Consider the following 19640-nt stretch of genomic DNA (forward strand, 5'->3'; position numbering starts at 1 on the left):
CCGGCGGCGGTCCCGCTCGTCTTCTGATCAACTTCGGCGCCAAGTTACCGAGTTGGTGTCGATCTCGGTTCTGTTATCGGACAACCGTGTGCATGCGACGTTAAGGTGATGGAGCGTCACTCGGAAGTCTTCGCCCAGAAGTCTTCACCCAGGTTCGTCGCTCAGAAGTCGTCACTCGGGAACCCGTGCTGCCCTGCCGTCGACGGGCAGGGGAAGGGGCCAGATGGTGGGGGAGAGACAGCCGGTCTTCGAGCGGGAGGCCGCGATCCGTGGCGTGCACGCGCTGATGCAGCCCGGCTATCCGCTCCCGGCCGGGCAGCGCCGCCCCGCCGTGTTCTTCCAGGGCGGCCCTGGCAGCGGGAAGACGCTGCTGCTCAACGACCTCGCCGACCGGGTCGACCAGTATGTTCCCTACGCACACGTCGACTTCGAGGACAGCCGCCACGACGAGATCCCCCACACGCTGTCCGTTCTCGCCGAACGACTGGCCCGCTACCGCCCGCGCTACCGCCGACTGCGTTTCCCCCGCCTGCTCATCGCCCTGCTCGTCGCCGAACAGGACCTCAGCCTCTATGACTTCGAACAGGCCAGAGAGGCCCTTCGACACCATCTGAAGGAGCGGCGCGGCGCCCGCTGGCCGCAGCGGTTCCTGGGCGAGCTCATCGGTGAGCAGCCCGAGGCCGGCGCCTCCGTCGGTGCGATGACGCTGGTCTTCCGCCTGCCCCTGCACCTCCTCGCCTCGGTGCTGGCCCTGTTCTTCCCGATCTTCCCGCGCCGCTCCCAACGCTGGTTCGGCCACCGGGACCGGGGGCGGACCGACCACGAGTTGGACACCCTGATCGAGCTGAACGCCTGGGCCCGCGAGGTGCGCAACGCGTCGCCCGGGCTCGCCGACCGCTCGGCCAGGGAGAGCCTGGACAAGCTGCTCTGCGAGGCGTTCCTCGCCGATCTGCGGGACGCCCCCAGGCGGGTTCGCGCGCTGCCGACGCCCCTGCTGTTGCTGGACAACGTGGACGCCCCGGCCGGGCGGGCCTTCCTGGGCCGGCTCTGGGAGGCGCTGCCGCCGCTGGATGTCGGCGGCGCCGCCGAGCCGTTGACCCTGATCGCCACCGGCCGCCGGCCCACGCCCGAGATGTCCGACTCGGCGGTGGGCCGGTTGGAGGATGTGCTGACCGATCCGGTGGCCGGCGGCAGCGCGTATCCCGCGTGGCTGAGCTATCCGCTGCCCGATCTGACGCGTTCCGACATCCAGCGGCTGCTGAGCGATGCCTCCGCCCGTGGCCCGGTCCACCGCCGACTCGCCCGCCTCGTCCACGAGTTCAGCGCCGGGCATCCGGAGGCGGTCGGGGTGCTCGCCGCCGTGCTCGCCCGGTTACCGCACCGGGCGGAGTCGGTCGGGGAGTTGCTCGCCAGGCCGGCGCCCGCGCTCGCCGAGGCGGCCGCGCCGATCGATCCCGAGGGCGTGCCGACGGCCGAGGAGTGGCTGCTGGCGCGGCTGGCCCCCGGGGACGACAACCTGCTCACCGCGCTGGCGCGCTGCTCCGCCGCCCGCGACGAGGCGGGCGGCCTGTGGCTCAGCCATCAACCGGATCTGGTGGACGCCGCCTGGCTGCAGGTGGTGCACCAGGTCGCCCCCTGGGACGCGTCGTCCAGCGCCGGCTCCGCCGTGCTGAGACAGCTGCTCCGCCGTCGGCTCGCCCGGCTGCCCGACGCCCCGGCCGGCTGGCGCGAGGTGCACGCCAAACTGCGCGACCACTGCGCCGAACGGGACGATCTGGCCGGCCGGTTGTACCACCAGCTGGCCATGGACGAGCTGCGCGATGTCGCCCTGGAGCTGGCCCGCCAGCTGCCCCGCATGCCGGGTGCCGACTGGCTCGCCCTGCTCCACCGGGTCGCCGAGGCCCCGCTCGGCTCCGTCGAGGATCAGCGCCGGCAGCCACACGCGCTGTTCCACCAGATGGTGCGCGACTCGGGGGTGGCCTCGTCCGGCGACGACACCATCACCCGCGCGGTGCATCTGCTGGCCGCCCTCCGCATCGTCGGCGATCCGCTCAACGGCACCGCTCGTCCGCTGCTGTACACCCAGATAGCCAACGCCCTGGGGGCTCTCGCCCCCCGTTCCCCGGACGGCCTTGTGGTGCTCCAGCAGTCCGTCAAGGAGTACCAGGCGCAGGCCCTCTGGTGGACCTGATCCGGCCCCGACATCCGGCGACCGCCATCCGCACGCGAAACCCGAGGAGAGCAGATGCCCCGTTCCGCCACGGCTCCCGGGCGCGGGGGCCCCGCCCAGAGCGGCGGCCCCTCGTTCAGGCCGCCGCCCCGCCGTGGGCTCTGGCTGCTGTCCCTGCTGGTCGGCGCCGCCGCGGTCGCCCTCGCGGTCACCCTGGTGCCCGGCTGGGTCTCGGACAAGGAGTGCGACGGCACGCGGCTGACGGAGCGCGGCGGGGAGTGCGTCGGGGTCAGCGACGGCTCCTTCGCTTTCCTGCCCGCCGAGGCGGACAGCGCGTTGGTCCAGCGCTTCCGGGACATCCAGGCGCTGATCAAGGCGGAGAACGACCGGGTCGCGGCCGAGCGCGACGACTATGTGAAGGTCGGCCTGCTCTCCACGCTGACCCCCGACGAGCGGGGTCCCCATTCGGCCGACCGCGTGCTGCACGCCCTGGAAGGCGCCCATACCGCGCAGGTGCGCGCCAACCAGAGCCGTGAACTGGGCGATCCGGCGCCGCAGATCCAGCTGCTGCTCGCCAACGCCGGTTCCCGCCACGACAAATGGGAGCCGGCCGTGACGGAGCTGATCGCCATGCGGGACGACGAAGCCCCGCTCGTCGCGGTCGCCGGTCTCTCCATCAGCACGGAGCACAGCGCGAACGCCGCCGGCCGGCTGGCCGAGCACGGCATCCCCATCGTGGCCGCTTCGGCCAGTGCCGACCAGCTCAACAGCGCGACGGTGCCGGGGCTGATCCGGGTCACCGCCAGCAACACCGACTTCGTGTCCGCTCTGCGGGAGTACGTGCGCGCCAGGGAGGATCTGGACGCGGCCGTCCTGGTGCACGACACCCGGGCGCCCGACCTCCATGTCACCACCCTCACCGAGGCGTTCCGCACCGAGCTGGCCGCCGAGCTGGGCGACAACCCGGACCAGCCGTTCCAGGGCACCACCACCGGCGAGTCGGCGCCGCCCGCGCTGTTCCGCGCGGCGGTGCAGAACGTGTGCGCCACCGAGGCGGACATGGTCCTCTTCGCCGGCCGCGCAGCCGATCTCGACGCCTTCGTCGACTCCCTGCACAGCCGGCCGTGCCGGGGGCGGCCGATAGCGGTGTTGTTCGCCGAGACCGGGCCCGTGATAGACGAGAGCGAGTACGAGCGGCTGGTGGAGAGCCACATCACCATCGTGCAGTCCTCCGCCATGGACCCGGTCTGGACGGGGACGGAAGGCGCCGACCCGCTGGCCCCGCCCGGTTTCCCCGCCTTCCAGGCGGCATATGCCGCGCAGATCGCCTACCAGGACGATCCGGCCACCGCGCTCAGGGACGGCTATGCCGTCGCCAACCACGACGCGGTCGCGGTCGCGGTGCAGGCCATCCGCGTCAGCCACGCCGAGGCCCCCGAGACCCCGATGACGGCCGAACGGGTCACGGACGCCCTGTTCCTGCTGCATCTCGACAACGCGGTCGAAGCCGCCGGCGGAACCCTCAGCTTCACCACCGACCGCGAGGGCGACCCCGGCGGGAAGCCGGTGCCCGTCATCGAGACCCCGCCGGGGCCCGACCGCCCCGAGCTGTACACCACACCGCTCTCCTGACCGCCCGGCCGCCGGCCCCGGGCACACCCGCGGACATGAGTTCGCTCCCGCGCGGAAACCCGCTCGGCGGCGCGCCGTGCGACCATGCCTCGACAGTGCCGCGCACGACAAGGAGGCAGCTGCGATGTCCGAGGCCGAACGCTTTATCACCGTCTCGCTGGACAAACGAGGCGTCAGCTGTACCGCCCGGCTCCTCAGCGAGAGAGCCCCGATCACCTGCGACGCGGTGTGGAACGCGCTACCGCTGGGCGGCGACGTCTACCACGCCAAGTACGCGCGCAACGAGATCTACGCCCTGGTGCCCCCGTTCGCCCCCCAGGAGCCGCCCCTGGAGAACCCGACCATCACCCCGATCCCCGGCGATCTGTGCTACTTCACCTTCTCCGACACCCAGTTGGGCACCAGCTCCTACGGGTACGAGCAGGAGGCCAAGCACCAGGGCAGAACGACCGTGGTGGATCTGGCGCTGTTCTACGAGCGCAACAACCTGCTGATCAACGGGGACGCCGGCTGGGTTCCCGGCATCGTCTGGGGCGCCGTGGTGGACGGCCTCGACCGGATGGCCGACGCCTGCCAGGACCTGTGGCGCGCCGGCGCCCTGGGCGAATCGCTCAACTTCCGGCGCGCCTAGGCAGGTTCGTTCAGAACGGCGGCAGCGTCGGCTCCGGGAGGCCGGCGACTCCCGCCGCGTAGAGCGCGTGCGCCACCCGTAGCACGGTCGCGTCGCCATGGCGCGGCGCGACCAGCTGAAGACCGATCGGCAGCCCCGCCGCGTCCAGGCCGCAGGGCAGCGAAGCGGCGGGCTGCTGCGTCAGGTTGAACGGATAGGTGAACGGCGTCCACTCCGTCCAGCGGCGCATCCCCGAGCCCTCCGGCACCTCGACGCCACCGGCGAACGCGGTGAGCGGCATCGTCGGGGTGACCAGCAGGTCGTACCGCTCGTGGAACGCGCCCATCGCGCGCCCCATCGCCATCCGCACATCGACGGCGGCCAGATAGTCGAGCGCGCTGTACCCGGCCCCCTCGGCACGGACCTCGGCCACCCCCGGATCCAACGCGGCCACCTGCCGCTCGTCGAAGAACTCGGTCACCCGGGCCACCCCGCTGAACCACAGCACATGGAAGGCCGCCCGCATCTCGTCGAACGAGGGCAGCGGCGGGTCGGTCTCCTCCACCACCGCGCCCAGCTCGGCCAGCCGCTCCACGGCCTGTCGTACGGCGGCCGCGATCTCCGGGGCCACCGAGACCTCGCGCAGCGCCGGCGAGTAGGCGATCCGCAGCCCCCGCACCCGCTCCGGGCCGCCGACCAGGGCGCCGGCGTAACTGCTGGTGGGCGGCGCGAGTTGGGACCAGTCGCGGGAGTCGGGACGGCTGATCACATCGAGCAGCAGCGCCGCGTCCACCGCGTCCCTGGTCATCGGCCCCACATGCGCCAGGGTGCCGAAGGCGCTGGCCGGGTAGAGCGGCACCCGGCCGTAGGTGGGTTTGAGCGCGAAGATCCCGCAGAACGAGGCCGGGATGCGCACCGAGCCCCCGCCGTCCGTGCCCAGGCTGAGCGGTCCCGCGCCCAACGCGACGGCGGCCGCCGAGCCACCGCTCGACCCGCCGGCGGTGCGCCCGGGGGCGTGCGGATTCCCCGTCACGCCGTGCAGCGGCGAGTCGGTGACCCCTTTCCAGCCGAACTCGGGCGTCGTCGTCTTTCCGACGAACACGGCGCCCGCCTCGCGCAGCCGCTGCACCGAGGGCGCGTCCTCCTCGTACCGCCCGTCGGCCGGCACCGCGGCCGAACCGCGCCGGGTGGGGTGGCCGCGCTGCAGCAGGATGTCCTTGACGGTGACCGGCACGCCGTCCACCGGACTGCGCGGCTCGCCGCGCCGCCACCGCTCCGCTGACTCCCTGGCCTGCGCGGACGCCCCCTCGTGATCGATCAGCGTGAAGGCGTTCACCGCGGCCTGCGCCGCCTCGGCACGCTCCAGCGTCGCGCCCACGACCTCCACGGGGGACGCGTCGCCCGCCGCGTACTCGGCGGTCAACTCGGCGGCGGTCAGCGTGGCCAGATCCGTCATGTGTCCTCCGTGGGTACATAGCCGAGCTTCTTGTCCACGACATTGAACAGGGGCCGCCCCGCCAGCCACCGGTCGAAGTTGTCCAGAAACTGCTCCGCGAGATCGTCCCGCCAGCCGAAGGTGTCACCACTCATATGCGGCGAGACCATCAGCCCAGGCACGTCCCACAGCGGGCTGCCGGCCGGTAGCGGCTCCTCGTCGAACACGTCCAGGGCCGCGCCGGCCAGCCGTCCGGCGCGCAACGCCTCGGCGAGGTCGTCCGCCACCACATGCGCCCCCCGGCCGATGTTGATCAGGCGCGCGGTCGGCCGCATCAGCGCGAAGGCGTCCGCGTCGAACATGCCGGTGGTGGCCGTGGTGAGCGGCGCGGCGCACACCACCCAGTCCGCTTCGGGAAGGAGTTCGGGGAGTGAGTCGGCGGCATGCACCCGCCCGAACGCCGGGTCGCGGACCCGGGCGCGGCGGCCGACCAGCTCCACCACCACGCCGAGGGTCTGCAACATCGCGCCGATCCGCCGGCCGATCGGGCCCGACCCGACGACCAGGGCTTTACTGCCGTGGACCTTGGCCGTCTCACGGTGTTGCCAGCGGTGCTCCCGCTGGGCCTCCCAGCTTCCGTGAAAATCTTTCGCCAAAGCCAACACAAGTCCCGCCACATATTCGGCGATGGGACGGTCAAAGACGCCACGTGCGTTGGTGATCATGGCGTCCGATTCGATCAGTTCCGGAAAGAGCAGGCGGTCGACGCCGGCGCTGGCGGTGTGTACCCAGCGGGGCCGGGGTCCTTCGCCCGGCCAGGCGTGTCGGACCGCGTCGGAGGTGAAGTCCCAGACCAGCAGGACATCGGCCTCGGGCAGGCGTTTGGCCAGCGAGTCCGCGTCGCTGTGCAGCACTTCCGCGCGGCCGGCGATCCGGTCGAGTCGGGGCAGGGGGTCAGCGTCCAGAACCAGGACACGAGGTGCGGTCATTAGCGAGAAACCGTTTCGAAACGAATGGCTGTTTGAGTGAGATGACGAGGATTGACCACGCTAGGAACCGGAACTACCTTCGTCAATGAAGGCATCTGCGAAAGCCAGTATCCCGGCCGGGGTTTCCCCATCCCCGACGCCGCCCCTCCGTCCGTGAATCGGGGTTCGACATGGATGTCTCGTTTTTGGGTGGGCCGCAACCACAACGCGGGATCGGAGTCGTCGCACCATTCGATTTCGCCCTCGACCGCGAGCTATGGCGTTGGGTACCGGACGACGTCTCGCTCCACCTCACCAGGACGCCCTTCGTGCCCGTCGAGGTCAGCCTGGACCTCGCGCGGCTGGTCAGCGAGCACGAGACGCTGCGCGAGGCGGTGCGCGCGCTGATCGCGGTCAGCCCCGAGGCGGTGGCCTACGCCTGCACCTCGGGCAGTTTCGTCGGCGGGGTCGCCGGGGAGCGGGCGATGAGCGCGGCCATGGCCCAGGCGGGCGAGGTCCCGTCGTTCACCACCTCGGGGGCGCTGCTGCTGGCCCTGCGCGAGCTGGACGCCCGCCGGATCGCGGTGGTCACCCCGTACACCAGGTCCGTCACGGACGCCCTTGAGGACTTCCTCAGGGAGGCCGGAGTCCAGGTCTGCGGGCGCAGCTATCTGGGGCTGACCAGGGAGATCTGGCGGGTCGGCTACCGCGATGTGGTCGACATGGCCCGCGAGGCGGTGAGCGAGGGGCCGGACGCGCTCTTCATCAGCTGCACCAATCTCCCTACCTATGACGTGATCCCCCAGCTTGAGGCCGAGCTGCGGATGCCCGTGATCTCGGCCAACCAGGTCACCATGTGGGCCGCGCTGCGCCGCATCGGCAAGTCCGCCGTCGGCCCCTACCAGGCTCTGCTGGACGCGGCGGCGCGCAGCGGCCCGGCCTCGATGGCGCCGGTGCCGGTCGTCGAACCGCTCGCCCCCAGCCAGCCGATCGCCGACCCGCCGCTCCCCGAGCCGGCCCTGGCCGAGGCCACCGAGGCGGCCCAGAGCTACCCGGACGCGTATCCGGACGTCTTCCCCGACGTGTACCCCGACGAGGAAAGGTGAGGTGACGGATGGTCGCCACGGTCGGTTTCCTGTACCCGGGCCACTCCGCCGAGGACGAGTTCCCACGCCTTGAGGCGCTGCTGAACGAGGACGGCGCGGAGGTGCGGTTGCCGCTGACGCATACCGACATCGGCACGGACGCACACCGGGTCGACGCCCTGCTGGAGATGGGCTCGATGGACCGACTGAAGGCGGGCCTCGCCGAGCTGACCGCCGGACATCCCGTCGAGGCGGTGGTCTGGGCCTGCACCTCGGCCAGCTTCGTCTACGGGTACGAGGGAGCCCAGGAACAGGCGCGTCAGCTGTCCGCCGCGGCCGGGCTGCCCGCGTCCAGCACCTCCTTCGCCTTCGCCCGGGCCATCGCCGCGCTGGGCGTCTCGCGGGTCGCCATCGCCGCCACCTACCCGGAGGACGTGGCCGCGCTCTTCGCCGACTTCCTGAAGGCGACCGGCGTCGAGGTGGTCGCGATGCGCGGCAGCGGCATCATCACCGCCGCCGAGGTCGGCACCTGGGGAAGGGACGAGGTGGCGCGGCTGGCGGCCGAGGGCGACGATCCGACGGCCGAGGCGGTGCTGCTCCCGGACACAGCGCTGCACACCGTGGCCTGGCTGCCCGAGCTGGAGGAGGCGCTGGGCAAGCCGGTGCTCACGGCCAACCAGGTCACCGCCTGGGAGGGGCTGCGGCTGCTGGGCCACCGCCCCGTCTGCCCCGCGCTGGGCCGGCTCTTCACCCGTTCGGCGGTCTCCTGACGCTCCGGTGCTCTGACGCTTCGGCGCTTCGCGGGCTGAGCCGTCGGCGCTGTCAGGCCGCGCGCCGGCGGTGCTGCTTGCCGCCGGTGCGGAAGGCGTGAATGGCATGCCCGTGGCCCTTGGCCGTGCGCACCGCCTCTTCCCAGCTCAGCGCCCTGGTCCGCTGCTGGCCGGCCACGAAGAGCGGTCCTTCCGTCCTGCCGTCGAGGAGCGGCGTCAGCAGCTCGGTGGCGCGTTCGCTCAGTTCCACCGGGAAGCCCGGCGCCGGTCTCACGATCCGTCTGCTGTCCGGATCCACCTCCGCAACGGAGAGCGAGAGCAGATCCAGGATCCTGATCTCGGACTCCCACAACAGCTGCCACAGCGCGCGGTGCACCAGGGGGATCGACTGGTCGGTCAGAAGGGCGTCAAGGCGTTCCGGGGTGATGGTTTCAGCCACGATCGTCATGGCCTGGCAGTATTCCGCCATCTTCGGCCGCAGTACAGGGTTTCTGAGCGGTAGCCAGCGTGGTGGGGCGCGTGTCCCGGGGGATCAGCCGCGACCGGCCAGCATGGCGGCGAGGTGATCGGGCGACAGCGGTCTGGCATAGTGCCAGCCCTGGCCGGTGTCGCAGCCGATGCGCCGCAGCCGCTCCGCCTGCGCCGGGCCCTCCACGCACTCGGCCGTCACCGTGAGGCCCAGTTTGTGGGCCAGCTGCACCAGCGACGTCACAATGGTCTCGTCCGCCGGGTTGAGATGCCGCGCGGTACGGAAACCGCGCACAAAGGTGCCGTCCAACTTGAGCGCCCGCACGGGGAGTCGGCTGAGGTAGGCGAGGTTGGAATAGCCGGTGCCGAAATCGTCGATGGCGATCCGCACCCCCATGTCGGAGAGCGCCTGCAGTGCCTGCAACGGCCGGCCGGCCGATCCCATCACCGCGGACTCCGTCAGCTCCAGCTGCAACAGCCCCGACGGCAGCCCGGACTCGCGCAGCGCGCACGCCACGTCGTTGACCAGGTCCGAGTCCCATACCTGACGCACCGCCACGTTCACCGAGACGAACAGCGGCGGCCCCGGATGCTCCTGCTGCCAGCGGCGGGCCTGGCGGCACGCCTCGTTGAGCACCCAGCGGCCCAGCGGGACGATCGCGCCGTTCTCCTCGGCCAGGCCGATGAAACGGTCGGGGCCCAGCATGCCGAACTGCGGATGCCGCCAGCGCACCAGCGCCTCGGCGCCGCGCACGATGTCGTCGGCGAGCCCCACGATGGGCTGGTATTCGAGGGTGAACTCGCCGCGCTCCACCGCGTGGCGCAGCGTGGAGGAGAGCGACTGCCGGGTCATCCGGTGGGCGTTGCGCTCCGGGTCGAAGAGCGTCCAGCGGGCCTTTCCGTCGGCCTTGGCCCAGTAGAGGGTGGTGTCGGCGGCCTGCATCAGATCGGTGGGCGTGGTGGTGGCGCATTCTCGCTCTACCACGCCGATGCTGGCCGAAACCGCCAGGCGTTGCCCCTCCAGGTCGAACGGATGCTGAAGCGCCGCGAGCATGGCCCCGGCCAGCACCGTCAGCTGCTCGGTGCTGGTGGAGCTCTCCACCAGCACCGCGAACTCGTCGCCGCCGAGGCGGGCCACCAGATGCCCGCCGGCGCCGGTGGCGCATTCGGTGAGACGTTTGGCCGCCGCGCCCAGCAGCTGGTCGCCGACCCGGTGGCCGAGGGTGTCGTTGACGGCCTTGAAGCCGTCAAGACCCAGGTAGCAGAGCCCGATCCGGCCGGTCGCCGAGTCCGCCAGCGCGTTGTTGAGCCGTTCGAAGAACAGGGCGCGGTTGGGCAGCCGCGTCACCGGATCGTGCATCTCGATGTGCCGCAACCGGTCCTGGAGGTCCCGCCGCTCGCTGATATCGGCCACCGTCAGCAGCGCCACGGTGCGCTGCCCGCCGGTGGGCGCCACCGTGATGTCCGCCCACAGGGTGTGGCCGTCGGTGTGCTTCAACCTGCGGGTGCAGCGGAGGAGTTCCCGGTGGCCGGAGAGCACCGCGTGGTAGGAGCCCTGCGCGCGGTCGTCCAGGCCGAGGCCGGCCACCGAGTCCGCCGCGCGGCCCGTCAGCTCGTCCGGGGCGATGCCGAGCAGGGTGCCGAGCGCGGGATTGGCGGACAGGATCTGGCCGGATCTGCCCACCAGGGCCATGGGTAGCGCCGCGATGCGGAACGCGGCCTGGTAATCCCGGAGAACTTCACTCTCCGTGATGGCGTGGGGAGTCGCGGCCAGGCCGCCTCCGGGGGTCTGGCCCGGTCCTTCGGGGGGTCCGTTCACCGATTGCTCCGGGAGGGGATGGGGCGCCCGCGGATGGTGCCGTCGGGCACTCCCCGGCTGCCCGCATGGCGTATCCACGCTGGAAATGTGCCGATCATAGAGGTTCTGGCGTGGGCTGATCCAGTGCCAGGCGGGCCTGTCTCGATTCCAGGAATCTCCAGGAATAACCGCCTCCGACAAGTTTTCGAGCAGCTGATCGTTTCTGCTCGACGGCTGCGCCCTCCCGATCGTTCCCGACTGATGTGCACGCTCGGTAATCGCAACCCCGTTACCTGACCGGGCTATTGAAACAGGGCGTATCGCAGCAAAACCAAACAAGGTGGTCTCGGCGACTCCACAGGCTCGATGGGAGGTCGATGTGCGCCGTGATCACCGCCGACCCGCCGCCGTACTGACGGCGCTCGCCGCCCTGCTGGCCACCACCATGACCTCGGCCCCCGGCACCGGCGCACTCGCCGACGCCCCCTGTGGCCTGCCGCGCTCCGGCGCGCACCACTCGTTGGGCCTGGACACCTGGAACGCCGCCTACCCCAAGCCGGTGGGCTCGATCAAGGCCGTGATGCTCTTCCTGTCCTTCCCCGACGCCACCCCCAAGCTCACCCCCGAGCGCATCGCCGAGGACTACTTCCCGGCCACCAGCGACTACTTCGACCAGGCGTCCTACGGCCGGCTCAGCCTGGAGACGGAGATCGTCGGCGAATGGCTCGGCATGCCCGCCGACTCGGCGGACTACGGCATACAGCGGGACTGGCCGGCGGAGCTGCGCGCGGACTACCTCCACGACGCCCTCGCGGTGATCGCCCCCCGCGTCGACCTCGCCGCCTACGACATCGTCTATCTGGTCGCCGACCCGGACGCCCCCGGCGTGGACTCGGACGCCACCAAGGTGGTCAACTTCAACAGCCCGATCACCATCGGGGACGCCGAGATCCGTCGCCTGGTCACCGTCTTCGAGCACCGGCGGCCCGACCGGAACGTGCTGGCCCACGAGACCGGCCATGTCTTCGACCTCCCCGACCTCTACAACCGCCCCGACGAGGGCATGGGCGACTGGGACACCCATGTGGGGGACTGGGACCTGATGGGCAGCCAGTTCGGACTCGCCCCCGACCTCTTCGGCTGGCACAAGTGGAAGCTGGGCTGGCTGGACGCCGAGCATGTCGCCTGTGTGCGCCCGACGGGCACCAGCCTGCACACGCTCCAGCCGCTCGGCGCCCCGCTGGACGACAGCAGTCCGCGCGCCGACACCCGTCTCGCGGTGATCCGCACGGGCCCGGTCGAGGCCCTGGTCGCCGAGGCCCGCACCCCCGTCGGCAACGACAGCGGCATCTGCACCAGGGGGGTGCTGCTCTATCGCGTCCGCAGCGATGTGGCCTCCGCCGACGGCCCGATCGAGGTGGTGGACGGCCATCCGGACACCGAGGGCTGCCATGGCACCTCGGTACACCCCCGGCTGGCCGACGCGCCCCTGGAAAGCGGCGAGAGCTACTTCGACGAGAAGACCGGCGTGCGCGTGGAGGTCGGCGACCGCACGGCCACCGGCGGTTGGGATATCAAGGTCGCCAGGGAATGAGCCGGCCCGGTGCACACACGAGGAAGGCCCTCATCGTCGTTTCCGACCGATGAGGGCCTTCCCATCAGGTGCGCCGCCAGGGACTCGAACCCCGGACCCGCTGATTAAGAGTCAGCTGCTCTAACCAACTGAGCTAGCGGCGCCTGCTGACGTCGTAGACTTTAGCACCCCGATCCGGTGAAGCAAAAATCAGTTCCGGAGCCGCTCGGGCGGGCGTTTGCGCAGCCCACGGGCCTGCCGCAGGGAAGCGGCTCAGGAGGGGGAGCGGCGGCGCAGCAGCTGTCGCCCGAACTCGACCATCCGCTCCGTGTAGTCCTCGGTCCAGCCCGCGCGGTCCGCGATCGCGGCCGTGGACAGCCGGTCGAACCGCGCCGGATCGGCGAGCTGCGCGGCCGCCACCGCCTGGAACTCCACGGCCCGGTCCGCGGCGGTCTGGAAGGCCACGGCCAGCTCCGTCGCGCGGCCGAGCAGCTCCTGGGGATCGGTGATCGACTCCAGGGAGAAGAAGTGCTCCTGCTCCGACGCCCCGGCCGGCGGCTCGAAGAAGAGCGCCGCCGGCCGACGGAACTGAGGCCCTTCGCCGGCGGGTTCTCGACCCTGGCCCGAGTCGGACATGCGGGATCAGCCTCCAGATCAGGACGGGGGAGTGAGGTGGCGTTGTTGCTGCCCTGATCCATTGTGCCGCGCGCGCGGGACCGTGGGGGTGGCGCCGGGAGCGCCCGAAGCCGCCCCGTCCTCCATCGCGCGCGGGCGCGGGCGCCGGGCGTGCTCCTCGATGGTGGGGAGGGCGGCATAGCCGGAAGCGGCCTGGTCGGCCCCGCCGAAGCGAGCCCTGAGCCGGCCGGAGAGCCGCAGCAGCGGCCTGGCGATCAGCAGGCCGGCGATCATCACCGCGACCCCGGCGACCGCGTCCAGGAAGTAGTGGTTGGCGGTCCCCATCACCACGATGGTGGTGATCAACGGATAGCCGACGGCGGAGGCGCGCATCCAGAGCGAACGCGACCCGTAGTGCCACAGTGCGACCCCGCACCACAGCGCCCAACCGACATGGAGGCTCGGCATGGCGGCATACTGATTGGTGAAGTCGCCCATCCCGCTCGGGGCGCTCGCGTCGTCGGCCCACCAGCCCCAGCTGCTGTACTGCGACAGGCTGTCCACGAAGCCCTGGCCGCCCGGCAGCAGCCGGGGCGGGCTCGTGGGCATCAGCGTGAAGCCGATCAGGCCCATCATCGTGGACGCCAGCAGCCAGGTGCGCATCAGCCGGTACCGCACGGGGTGGTAGCGGAAGAGCCAGACCAGTATCAGCGGCGTCACCAGGTAGTGCAGCGAGGCGTAGGCGAACGAGGAGGGCACCCCCAGCCACGGCTCCTGGGTGAACAGCTCGTTCAGCGGCTCCTCGGCGTGCAGCCAGAGGGCACGCTCCAGGCGGAGAATGCTCAACCCGTTGTCCACCGCGGTGGAGACGTCACCGCGGGCCAGCAGTCTGGCGCAGGTGTAGGCCCCGTACGCGACCAGGATCAGCAGTAGTTCGGTCCACCAACGTGGCCGCTCTCGGGGCATGGGGGCGAACTCCGGATCATCTCGTCGTTGGCTTTCGGTAAGACGCACGCCAGTCCACCGTACGGCGAACTGCTGTGAAAGAGACGCCCGGGGAGCCCTCTACGGTTGCGTGGGGAATGATGTGTGGCGGTTGATACGGCGGAAAGGATCTCTATGCCAGCGCGCGTCCTGTTGGTCCGGCACGGGCGAACGGCCTGGTCGGTGTCCGGGCGACACACCGGGCTGACGGATGTCCCCCTGTTGGAAGAGGGCCGGGAGCAGGCCAGGGCGCTGGGCGAGCGGCTGCGCGCCGAGCCGTGGAACGGGCTGCCGGAGGCCCGGATCCGCACCAGCCCGCTGTCCCGCGCCAGGGACACCTGTGTGCTGGCGGGGTTCGGCGAGCGCGCCACCGCCTGGGACGCGTTGCGCGAGTGGGACTACGGCGAGGAGGAGGGGCTGACCACCGAGGAGATCGCCAAGGCGAGGGGTGGCAGCTGGGTGATCTGGCGGGACGGGGTGCGCGGCGGCGAGACCATGGAGCAACTCGCCGAGCGTGCCGACGAGGTGGTGGACTGGGCCCGCGCCTCCCAGCGGGACAGCGTGGTCTTCGCGCACGGGCATGTGCTGCGCGCGGTGGCGGCGCGCTGGCTGGGCCAGGAGGTCGACTTCGCGGCCCGGCTCCGGCTGGATGCCGGGGCGCTGTCCGTGCTCTCCTGGGCCTACGGGGAGCCTGCCGTCGAACGCTGGAACGACTCAGCGCATCTCGCCTGAGCCCTCCGGGGCCCTGGCGCCCCGCGCCCGTGGCCGGCGCGCGGCGCGGCCACGGGGGGACGAGGCCCGCTCACAGCGGGCGGGAGCGCTGGCGGCCGAGGAACGCGGCGACCGTGGCGTCCCCGCGCGCCGGGTGCAGCCGGCCGGCGGTGTCGGCCAGCAGCTCCGTGATCCTGGTGGAGCGCACCCCGTCCAGCAGGTCAAGCGTCTGGTTGCCGACCGTGGCCGCCTCCTCCGGCTCGCCGGCCCGGGCCAGGAAGCTCGCCAACTCGGCCGAGTAGAGCGCGCTGTTGCGGGCGAAGTGCGGATCGTTTCCGGCGGCGGTCACCGCCTGGCGGGCGCAGGCGCTGGCCTGTGCCCAGTCGCCGAGCAGGGCCCAGCACTGGCCCTCCAGGCTGGCGAACTCGCCGTCGCCGAAGAACGACATCCACTCCGGGGACTCGGGCGCATCGCCCTGCTCGTACGCGGTGCGGGCCGTGGAGAGGGCGAGTTGGCAGCCGCCGCGGTCGCCCATCCCGGCCCAGCCAGCGGCCTCGCGCAGCGCCAACAGGGAGCTCAGGCGCTCGGAGCCCAGGGCGTGCGCCGCTCGCGCGCCGGCTTGCGCGGCGCGCACCGCCTCCCGGGGGCGTCCCGTGTCACTGGCCAGGAACGCGGTGTTGCAGAACGCGTGCGCCTCCAGCGCGGCATCCCCGCCCACCCTGGCGGTGGCCAGCGCCTCCGCGTAGTACGAGCGGGCCTCGATATACCGGCGGGAATCATGGGCCAGCCAGCCGACGGAGATCGCCAGCTCTCCCGTGCCGTTGTGCAACTCGTCGCTGACGGCGGAGTTCTTGGCGCCGATGTCCAGCAGTTCGTAGGCCGTCCGCAGGGCCTCCCCGGCCGGCCGGTAGAGGGCGTCGGCGCCGTGTCGGTCGTCCAACAGCCGGATGTCCCGGACCGCTTGGCGCACGGTGGCGACCTCCGTCATCCCGGGGCGTCGGCCGCCGGCAGCGGCGGCGGGGGTGGTGGTGCCCAGGGCGGTCAGGGACGCGATGGCGGCGGGGCCGCCGGTCATGAACGCGCGACGCAGCACGTCGCCCTCCTCCGTGTTGTGGGTGTGCTCGCCGTGGGTGGCCGGACCGAGCTGAGGCCAGGGCGGCAGGAGTCCGCCCACCGCATGCGATGTGGGGGTGATGAGGGGCGGCGCGGCACGGGGCGGTGGGGTGGCCCGTGGGCCGCGCCCCCGGACGGCTTGCCGGGGCTCGAAGCCCAGGTCGGTCAGAGTGCGACCGGGGAACATATGAAGGAATACCCGTTCGTACGCGTAGTTAGGGCAGCGGATCTCGCCGGCTTCCACCCGCCCGATGTAACGCGCGTCACAGGAGACGCGTTCGCCGATCTCCCGCGCCGCCCGCCGCACGGCCGCCGCGAACTCCCCGGGGGACAGGCCGCCCCGCAGCTGTCGGAAGATCCGGTTGGGAGCGGCCGGTCGGGACGTGGATGATGACCTCGCCATGGCCGGGAAGGTACCGGTTGTATCGGGTTGCGTACGGCCCGTTCCGGGGGAGATCAGCCGCCCGCCCAACAATCTGCCATCAACTGCCATCCAAAGGAGGGGATCCCGGCCGTAGCCGTTGACAGTGGTCCGCCGTTAAACAAACGCACTCGAAACAGCACCCCTGGAGGAGGACCCCATGGCGGACACCGGCGAAGCGGCGGCCTGCGACCTGGTCACCGTCCCCGCACGGGAAGGGCTGGAGGCCGTCGATCTGCTACGTCTTCGGCATGGAGTAGGACCCGTTCTGCACGACAGGGAGGGCGGCACGCTGGGCTTCCTGGTGCCGCCGGGCACCGCCGCGCGGTGGAACCTGCCGGGCAGCGCCTGTACCCGAACGAGGGGGACGGAACAGGGCGGCGCCCGGCCGCCGGTCACCGGCAGCGGTTGGCTGGTGCCACCGGAGGGCGCGGTCGCCCGGTCCACCGAGCCCGAGCGACTGCGCGCGGCCATCTACGAGGCCGTGAACATGCTCGCCGTGGTGGACCGCTGCCGCTAGCCCGGCCCCGTCGACCGGAGTTCCCGACCCGAGGGGCGCCGCCCCGGAGGAACGTTCCTCGGGCGACACTGAGGGGGTGGCAGGAAGAAGAGCGCGGCGCTCCGTTGACCGGCGGGAGACGACCGAAGAGGTGGGCGGCGGCATCGCCAGGCTGGTGCCCGACCAGGATCGGGAAGGCTCCTGGGAGCTGTTGCTGGACGGCGCCCCGCAGTCCCATGTGGATCTCGCCGACCCGACCCGGCTGGTCTTCGAGTACCAGCGGCGCCTCGGCCATGTGATCGACCTGCTCGCCCCGGCCGGGCGTCCCGTCAGGGTGCTGCACCTGGGCGGCGGCGCGTTGACACTGGCCCGCTATGTCGCGGTGACCCGACCGCGCTCCACCCAGCAGGTGGCGGAACCGGACACCGAACTGACCGCGCTGGTCCGGCGCGAACTGCCGCTCCCCGACGGCGCCCGGGTGCGGGTGCGCGCCCAGGACGCGCGGGCGGTCCTCGCCAGGGTCGGCGAGGGCTGGGCCGATCTGGTCATCACCGATGTCTTCGCGGACGCGCGAACTCCGGCCCACTGCACCAGCGTCGAGTTCCTCGACGAGGTGCGGCAGGTGCTGGCGCCCGGTGGTCGGTACGCCGTCAACTGCACGGACGGACCGCCGCTGGCCCATCTGCGGGGACAGGCCGCCACCCTGCTGGCCAGGTTCGCCGAGGTGTGCTTGTTGATCGAGCCGGCGGTGCTGCGGGGACGACGGTTCGGGAACGGTGTGCTCTGCGCGGCGGACCACCCGCTGCCGACCCGCGACCTGGGACACCGGGCGGCCGGCGATCCGTTCCCCGCACGGCTGTTGACCGGGCGCGATCTGACCGACTTCACGGCCGGCGCGGCCCCGGTGACCGATGCGACGGCGCGCCCCTCACCGCCTCCGCCCGAGGGTGCCTTCGGCTGACGGGCACGAATTGTCAGTGTCTCGTGACAGAGTGTGAAGCCCATGGGGGATGGGACGGGTCACGAGGAAGGGAAGGCCGATGGCCGTGGCGATGGCGGTACGAGGAACGCATGGGCTGGGGCGGCTTCGCGCGCTGTGGCGCCCTTCGCGGCCGGCGGGGCCGCCCGCGGCGGGCGGGGCCCCTCGGCGCTGGCGCGCCCGATGGCTGCCCGGACGCGGCTGCCCCCGGCCCGGTCGTGTCACGCACGACGACGAGCCGGGGGCGAGTCTCCCCTGTCCCCCTCTCCGCGCATGGCCGAGGAGAGGCTTCCGGGTAGGACACGGGAAGTTTCTGCGGGGCGGAGCCCCTGGCTCAGTCCGCGGCCGGCAGCTGTCCGGAGCCGATGACATCCGCGTACCAACGGGCGCTGGCCTTGGGGGTCCTGCGCAGCGACTCGAAGTCCACATGCACGATGCCGAAGCGCTTGCTGTAGCCGTAGGCCCACTCGAAGTTGTCCAGCAGGGACCACAGGAAGTAGCCGCGCACGTCCACGCCCTGCTCGATCGCCTGGTGCACCGCGCCCAGATGCCCGTGCAGGTAGCCGATCCGCTCCGGGTCGTGCACGGAGCCGTCGGCGTCCACCTTGTCCTCGAAGGCGGCGCCGTTCTCCGTGATGTACAGCGGAATGTCGGGCGCCTCCTCCTGGAAGCGGCGCAGCAGCTGCCCCAGGCCCGTCGGGTCCACCACCCAGCCCATGTCGGTGCGGTCGCCCGCCTCCAGATGGAAGTTCACCGTCTCGGAGCCCACCCACGGCGAGTGCTCCGAGGCGCCGTGGCCGTCGTTGCGCGGGCTGGTGTCCCCCTCCACCGGCGCGGAGACCACGGTCGGCGTGTAGTAGTTGAGGCCGAGGAAGTCCAACGGCTGGTGGATGGCGGCCTCGTCCCCCTCCTTAACGAACGACCAGTCGCTGACCTGCCGGGTGTCCCGCTTGAGGTCCTCGGGGTAGCTCCCGTGCAACACGGGATCGGTGAAGATCCGGGTGTGCAGCGCGTCGATCCGGCGCGCGGCGTCCAGGTCCTCGGGGGAGTCCGTCCGCGCCCTGATCACACCGGGGTTGACGGTGATGCCCACCTGCGCGTCGCTCGGCAGCACCTCGCGCAGCACCTGCGCGCCGAGCCCGTGCGCCAGGTTGAGGTGGTGCGCCGACTTCAGCACGGACTCCGGCTCGGTGCGGCCCGGAGCGTGGACGCCGGAGCCGTAGCCGAGGAACGCGCTGCAGAACGGCTCGTTCAGCGTGGTCCACAGGCGCACCCGGTCGCCCAGCGCCTCGGCGACCAGCCGCGCGTAGTCGGCGAACCGCTCGGCCGTGTCCCGCTCCGGCCAGCCGCCGGCGTCCTCCAGCTCCTGGGGGAGGTCCCAGTGGTAGAGCGTGATCGCCGGGGTGATGTTCCGCTCCAGCAGCCCGTCGGCCAGCGAGCGGTAGAAGTCCAGCCCGCGCTGCACGGCGGGGCCGCGCCCGGTGGGCTGTACGCGGGACCAGGACACCGAGAAGCGGTAAGCGCCCAGACCGAGTTCGGTCATCAGGTCCAGGTCCTCGGACCACCGGTGGTAGTGGTCGCAGGCGACATCGCCGGTGTCGCCCTCGAAGACCTTGCCGGGGGTCCGGCAGAAGGTGTCCCAGATGGACGGCGTACGACCGTCCTCACGAGCCGCGCCCTCGATCTGGTAGGACGCCGTCGCGGAACCCCACAGAAAGTCGGACGGAAAAACCCGTGGTTGCTTTTCAGTCATGGAAGCGCTCCCATTCTTGCTCGTAGTGAGGGTATCGAACCGTGGCTGGCGAAGCG

At 71.6% G+C, this 19640-nt stretch carries 17 protein-coding genes and 1 tRNA gene; 9 read left to right on the top strand and 9 right to left on the bottom strand.

Annotation, left to right across the window (positions count from 1 at the left end):
• Window positions 1–223: 223 nt before the first annotated feature.
• The 3 genes from AOM46_RS00950 to AOM46_RS00960 all read left to right on the top strand — a co-directional run bounded on the left by AOM46_RS00950 (window position 224) and on the right by AOM46_RS00960 (window position 4433).
• Complete coding sequence (locus tag AOM46_RS00950; RefSeq protein ID WP_062204148.1) at window positions 224–2191, top strand: hypothetical protein; 1968 nt, start codon at window positions 224–226, stop codon at window positions 2189–2191.
• A 54-nt stretch (window positions 2192–2245) separates the two neighbouring features.
• Complete coding sequence (locus AOM46_RS00955) at window positions 2246–3802, top strand: ABC transporter substrate-binding protein (protein ID WP_062204151.1); 1557 nt, start codon at window positions 2246–2248, stop codon at window positions 3800–3802.
• 124 nt (window positions 3803–3926) lie between these two features.
• Window positions 3927–4433, top strand: coding sequence for a DUF3830 family protein (locus tag AOM46_RS00960; RefSeq protein WP_062204154.1), 507 nt, complete (start codon window positions 3927–3929; stop codon window positions 4431–4433).
• Between the two features lie 10 nt (window positions 4434–4443).
• On the opposite strand, the gene AOM46_RS00965 is transcribed toward AOM46_RS00960, so the two are convergent.
• Window positions 4444–5868, bottom strand: coding sequence for an amidase (locus AOM46_RS00965; protein ID WP_062204157.1), 1425 nt, complete (start codon window positions 5866–5868; stop codon window positions 4444–4446).
• A complete protein-coding gene (locus AOM46_RS00970; RefSeq protein WP_062204160.1) occupies window positions 5865–6836 on the bottom strand; it encodes a D-2-hydroxyacid dehydrogenase in 972 nt (323 codons plus the stop codon). Before AOM46_RS00970 ends, AOM46_RS00965 begins: the two co-directional genes overlap by 4 nt.
• A gap of 170 nt (window positions 6837–7006) precedes the next feature.
• Between AOM46_RS00970 and AOM46_RS00975 the strand changes: the two genes are divergently transcribed.
• Window positions 7007–7921: an aspartate/glutamate racemase family protein gene (locus tag AOM46_RS00975; protein ID WP_062204164.1), complete on the top strand. Its 915-nt coding sequence runs from the start codon at window positions 7007–7009 to the stop codon at window positions 7919–7921.
• An 8-nt stretch (window positions 7922–7929) separates the two neighbouring features.
• Window positions 7930–8670, top strand: a complete 741-nt coding sequence (locus AOM46_RS00980) for a decarboxylase (RefSeq protein WP_062204167.1) — start codon at window positions 7930–7932, stop codon at window positions 8668–8670.
• Between the two features lie 52 nt (window positions 8671–8722).
• Here the strand turns inward: AOM46_RS00980 and AOM46_RS00985 are convergent, their stop codons facing one another.
• The gene (locus AOM46_RS00985; RefSeq protein WP_062204169.1) at window positions 8723–9118 is read right to left on the bottom strand and encodes a hypothetical protein; all 396 of its coding nucleotides are present in this window, start codon (window positions 9116–9118) and stop codon (window positions 8723–8725) included.
• A gap of 84 nt (window positions 9119–9202) precedes the next feature.
• Entirely contained in the window at window positions 9203–10957 is a 1755-nt protein-coding gene (locus AOM46_RS00990) for an EAL domain-containing protein (protein WP_078856356.1), read from the bottom strand.
• A gap of 358 nt (window positions 10958–11315) precedes the next feature.
• Between AOM46_RS00990 and AOM46_RS00995 the strand changes: the two genes are divergently transcribed.
• Window positions 11316–12530 (top strand): M6 family metalloprotease domain-containing protein, encoded by a 1215-nt coding sequence (locus AOM46_RS00995; RefSeq protein WP_062204171.1) that lies wholly within the window; start codon window positions 11316–11318, stop codon window positions 12528–12530.
• A 69-nt stretch (window positions 12531–12599) separates the two neighbouring features.
• On the opposite strand, the gene AOM46_RS01000 is transcribed toward AOM46_RS00995, so the two are convergent.
• The 3 genes from AOM46_RS01000 to AOM46_RS01010 form a co-directional block, all read right to left on the bottom strand.
• A tRNA-Lys gene (locus AOM46_RS01000) sits at window positions 12600–12673 on the bottom strand.
• 109 nt (window positions 12674–12782) lie between these two features.
• On the bottom strand, window positions 12783–13145 hold the full coding sequence (locus AOM46_RS01005) for a hypothetical protein (protein ID WP_062204174.1): 363 nt from the start codon (window positions 13143–13145) through the stop codon (window positions 12783–12785).
• A gap of 18 nt (window positions 13146–13163) precedes the next feature.
• Complete coding sequence (locus AOM46_RS01010) at window positions 13164–14090, bottom strand: phosphatase PAP2 family protein (protein WP_078856357.1); 927 nt, start codon at window positions 14088–14090, stop codon at window positions 13164–13166.
• Window positions 14091–14243: 153 nt separating this feature from the next.
• On the opposite strand from AOM46_RS01010, the gene AOM46_RS01015 reads away from it, so the two are divergent.
• Window positions 14244–14840: a histidine phosphatase family protein gene (locus AOM46_RS01015; protein WP_062204177.1), complete on the top strand. Its 597-nt coding sequence runs from the start codon at window positions 14244–14246 to the stop codon at window positions 14838–14840.
• A 70-nt stretch (window positions 14841–14910) separates the two neighbouring features.
• On the opposite strand, the gene AOM46_RS01020 is transcribed toward AOM46_RS01015, so the two are convergent.
• Window positions 14911–16335: a hypothetical protein gene (locus AOM46_RS01020; RefSeq protein WP_062204178.1), complete on the bottom strand. Its 1425-nt coding sequence runs from the start codon at window positions 16333–16335 to the stop codon at window positions 14911–14913.
• A gap of 178 nt (window positions 16336–16513) precedes the next feature.
• Here AOM46_RS01020 and AOM46_RS01025 point away from each other — a divergent pair, with 178 nt between their 5' ends.
• Both AOM46_RS01025 and AOM46_RS01030 read left to right on the top strand, forming a co-directional pair.
• Window positions 16514–16873 (top strand): hypothetical protein, encoded by a 360-nt coding sequence (locus AOM46_RS01025; RefSeq protein ID WP_062204181.1) that lies wholly within the window; start codon window positions 16514–16516, stop codon window positions 16871–16873.
• 76 nt (window positions 16874–16949) lie between these two features.
• Window positions 16950–17813 carry a spermidine synthase gene (locus AOM46_RS01030; RefSeq protein WP_062204184.1) on the top strand — a complete coding sequence of 288 codons (864 nt, stop codon included), beginning with the start codon at window positions 16950–16952 and terminating at the stop codon, window positions 17811–17813.
• Window positions 17814–18165: 352 nt separating this feature from the next.
• Here the strand turns inward: AOM46_RS01030 and AOM46_RS01035 are convergent, their stop codons facing one another.
• Complete coding sequence (locus AOM46_RS01035; protein ID WP_062204187.1) at window positions 18166–19584, bottom strand: GH1 family beta-glucosidase; 1419 nt, start codon at window positions 19582–19584, stop codon at window positions 18166–18168.
• Window positions 19585–19640: the final 56 nt, after the last annotated feature.

This window comes from Streptomyces sp. NBRC 109706, assembly GCF_000974485.1.
Lineage (GTDB): Bacteria > Actinomycetota > Actinomycetes > Streptomycetales > Streptomycetaceae > Streptomyces.

Excerpts from the sequence above, each read along its gene's own strand:
- AOM46_RS00950 (WP_062204148.1), top strand. The coding sequence starts at position 224 with ATGGTGGGGGAGAGACAGCCGGTCTTCGAGCGGGAGGCCGCGATCCGT.
- AOM46_RS00955 (WP_062204151.1), top strand. The coding sequence starts at position 2,246 with ATGCCCCGTTCCGCCACGGCTCCCGGGCGCGGGGGCCCCGCCCAGAGC.
- AOM46_RS00960 (WP_062204154.1), top strand. The coding sequence starts at position 3,927 with ATGTCCGAGGCCGAACGCTTTATCACCGTCTCGCTGGACAAACGAGGC.
- AOM46_RS00965 (WP_062204157.1), bottom strand. The coding sequence starts at position 5,868 with ATGACGGATCTGGCCACGCTGACCGCCGCCGAGTTGACCGCCGAGTAC.
- AOM46_RS00970 (WP_062204160.1), bottom strand. The coding sequence starts at position 6,836 with ATGACCGCACCTCGTGTCCTGGTTCTGGACGCTGACCCCCTGCCCCGA.
- AOM46_RS00975 (WP_062204164.1), top strand. The coding sequence starts at position 7,007 with ATGGATGTCTCGTTTTTGGGTGGGCCGCAACCACAACGCGGGATCGGA.
- AOM46_RS00980 (WP_062204167.1), top strand. The coding sequence starts at position 7,930 with ATGGTCGCCACGGTCGGTTTCCTGTACCCGGGCCACTCCGCCGAGGAC.
- AOM46_RS00985 (WP_062204169.1), bottom strand. The coding sequence starts at position 9,118 with ATGACGATCGTGGCTGAAACCATCACCCCGGAACGCCTTGACGCCCTT.
- AOM46_RS01005 (WP_062204174.1), bottom strand. The coding sequence starts at position 13,145 with ATGTCCGACTCGGGCCAGGGTCGAGAACCCGCCGGCGAAGGGCCTCAG.
- AOM46_RS01010 (WP_078856357.1), bottom strand. The coding sequence starts at position 14,090 with ATGCCCCGAGAGCGGCCACGTTGGTGGACCGAACTACTGCTGATCCTG.
- AOM46_RS01015 (WP_062204177.1), top strand. The coding sequence starts at position 14,244 with ATGCCAGCGCGCGTCCTGTTGGTCCGGCACGGGCGAACGGCCTGGTCG.
- AOM46_RS01020 (WP_062204178.1), bottom strand. The coding sequence starts at position 16,335 with ATGGCGAGGTCATCATCCACGTCCCGACCGGCCGCTCCCAACCGGATC.
- AOM46_RS01025 (WP_062204181.1), top strand. The coding sequence starts at position 16,514 with ATGGCGGACACCGGCGAAGCGGCGGCCTGCGACCTGGTCACCGTCCCC.
- AOM46_RS01035 (WP_062204187.1), bottom strand. The coding sequence starts at position 19,584 with ATGACTGAAAAGCAACCACGGGTTTTTCCGTCCGACTTTCTGTGGGGT.